The organism is Spirillospora sp. NPDC049652 (assembly GCF_040675125.1).
GTDB lineage: Bacteria > Actinomycetota > Actinomycetes > Streptosporangiales > Streptosporangiaceae > Spirillospora.
Map to the genome: position 1 here is coordinate 1 of NZ_JBFAOF010000965.1, position 2,632 is coordinate 2,632.

3 protein-coding genes are annotated in these 2,632 nt (G+C 75.0%); 2 read left to right on the forward strand and 1 reads right to left on the reverse strand.

The features are described from left to right. Both AB0J52_RS35515 and AB0J52_RS35520 read left to right on the forward strand, forming a co-directional pair. A partial coding sequence (locus AB0J52_RS35515; protein WP_500187304.1) for an NAD(P)-dependent alcohol dehydrogenase occupies positions 1-1,017 on the forward strand: 1,017 nt, incomplete at its 5' end. A 65-nt stretch (positions 1,018-1,082) separates the two neighbouring features. Further along, positions 1,083-1,538: a DUF4334 domain-containing protein gene (locus AB0J52_RS35520; protein WP_500187305.1), complete on the forward strand. Its 456-nt coding sequence runs from the start codon at positions 1,083-1,085 to the stop codon at positions 1,536-1,538. Positions 1,539-1,572: 34 nt separating this feature from the next. Here AB0J52_RS35520 and AB0J52_RS35525 read toward each other — a convergent pair whose 3' ends face one another. After that, positions 1,573-2,481, reverse strand: coding sequence for an NAD(P)-dependent oxidoreductase (locus tag AB0J52_RS35525; RefSeq protein ID WP_500187306.1), 909 nt, complete (start codon positions 2,479-2,481; stop codon positions 1,573-1,575). Between the last annotated feature and the right edge of the window lie 151 nt (positions 2,482-2,632).

The window sequence follows — 2,632 nt, forward strand, 5'->3', positions numbered from 1 at the left end:
GGCATGTGCCACACCGACCTGCTCGGACGCGTCCCCGGCGCGCCCGGCGGCGGAGGCGCCGATCGCCCCGGCGATCGCGTGCCGAAGCCGGTGGTCCTCGGGCACGAGGGTTCCGGGGTCGTGGAGGCCGTCGGGCCCGGGGAGGGCGGCGGGCTCGCCGTCGGCGACCACGTCGTCCTGTCGTACGACTCGTGCGGGCTGTGCGCGAACTGCCGCGGCGGACGGCCCGGCTACTGCGCCCGGATGTCGCTCCTCAACATGGCCGCCGTGGTTCCGGACGGCCGCCCGCGCGCTTTCGACCAGTCCGGATCGCCCGTCCACAACCGGTGGTTCGGGCAGTCGTCGTTCGCGACGCACGCGCTCGCGACCGTCCGGAACGCGGTGAAGGTGGACCCGGACGTCCCGGTCGAGCTGCTCGGGCCGCTCGGCTGCGGCGTCCAGACGGGCGCGGGTTCGGTGCTGCTGGCGTTTTCGGTCCGTCCGGGAGAGTCGCTCGCCGTGTTCGGCGCGGGCGCGGTCGGCCTGTCCGCCGTGATGGCCGCGCGGCTCGCGGGCGCGGACCCGATCGTGGCCGTCGACCTGCATTCTTCCCGCCGGGAACTGGCGCTCGGCCTGGGCGCGACGCAGGCCCTGGACGGCGCCGACCCGGACCTGGCCCGGCAGCTCCGGACCCTGGTTTCGGACGGCTTCCATTACGCGCTCGACACGACGGCGGTTCCGGCGGTCGTCGCGACCGCCGTGGCGGCGCTGCGCACCACCGGCGTCTGCGGCCTCGTCGGGGTCGGCGGGCGGGAATACCGGCTCGACCCCACCCACATGCTGATGGGCCGGACGGTTCGGGGCATCATCGAGGGCGATGCCGTTCCCCAGACCTTCGTGCCCCGGATGATCGACCTGTGGCGGCGCGGCCTGCTGCCGTTCGACCGCCTGATCCGCACCTACCCGCTCGCCGACATCGCCCGCGCCGAGGCGGACGCGATGGCCGGCACGACCGTCAAGCCCGTCCTGCTCCCCTAGACGGGCCCCTCGCCCCCCGCCGCACGTCCCCGCTCCCTGACGTCCGTCGAACCCCCGAGGTGGACATGAGCACCCAAGACCGCGCCCTCGCCCTCGTTCTCGGCCACGACCGCCCCGCCCCGGGCGAGCCGGCGGCCCTGTTCCGGGACCTTCCGCCCGTCGCCCCCGACCGCCTCACCGGCCTCTGGCGCGGCGGCGTGTTCGACCCGGAGGACCGGATGGCCCGGCTGCTCGCCCGGCTGCGCTGGTACGGCAAGCGCTTCACCGACACCGAGAACGTGGACCCGCTGGTCTGCCGCACCGACGACGGCGGCCTCTACACCTACGACGGGATGGGCTCGGCACGGCTGCGCGAGGTCGTCCTCGACGGCGTCGCGTCCGCCGCGATGATCTACGACGGACGGCCGATCATCGACCACTTCCGCCGGGTCTCCGACGACGTCGTCATGGGCGCGATGGACGCCAAGGGCGAGGCGTCGGTGCTCTACTTCCACCTCACGCGCGAGCCCGAGGAGCCCTGAGCCGCCGCCGGCCGACCCGCTGCCGGGCCTGCCGCTAGCGGACACGGTGGAGGAGCTCGCCGCCCGCCTCCAGGCGGCGGACGTTCTCCATCGCGACCTCGGAGTAGCGGTCCCACGTCTCGTGCGTGAGCCACGCGACGTGCGGCATCACGACGACGTCCGCGCGTTTCAGCAGCGGGTTCGCGGCGTCCACCGGCTCCCGTTCGAAGACGTCCAGGCCCGCGCCCGCGAGGTGGCCGGAGTCGAGCGCGTCCAGCAGGGCGCGCTCGTCGACGACCGCGCCGCGCGCGGTGTTCACCACGACCGCGCCGGGCCGCAGCAGCGCGAGCCGCTCGCGGTCCAGCAGGTGGCGCGTCTCGGCGGTGAGCGGGACGTGCACGGACACGATGTCGCTCGCCCGCAGCAGGTCGTCCAGCGGACGCCAGGCCGGGTCGTCCGGACGCGGCGTGCGCGAGGTGTACAGGACGGTCGCGCCGATCGCGGTGAGCATCCCGCGCAGCAGCGTCGCGATCTCGCCGCCGCCGAGCAGCCCGACGGTCCGCCCGGCGATCTCACCGCCGGTCAGCGCGGGGTCGGCGGGCCAGCCGCGGCCCGCGCGGGTGTGCGCGTCGAACGCGACGACCCGGCGCAGCGCCGCGAGCATGAGCAGCAGCGTGGTCTCCGCGACGGCCTGCGCGTTGCGGCCCGGCATGTTCGCGACCGCGATCCCGCGCTCCTCCGCCGCGTCCAGGTCGATCGTGTTGACGCCCGTGCCGAGCTTCTGGACGAGCCGGAGCCGCGGCGCGCGGTCGAAGTCCCCGGCGGTCAGCGGGCGCAGGACGTGCCAGATGACCTCGGCGTCCGGGAGCAGCTCGGCGAACCGCTCCTCGTCCTGCTCCGAGCAGGACACCACGTCCCAGCCCGGCCGGTCGAACTCCCGGTCGTAGTGCAGCAGGATCCGCACGGCGGCCCCCTCCCGATCGCGTCGCCTCGTCCGACGGCTATCTTGCCGAGGGACGGGACGTTTCGGCCGGTCGGGGTCCCGCGGGAGCTCGGGAGGTCGGTATGGGCGGGGCTGTGTGGGCCGGACGCCGTCCGGTGGTGCTGGCGCCGAT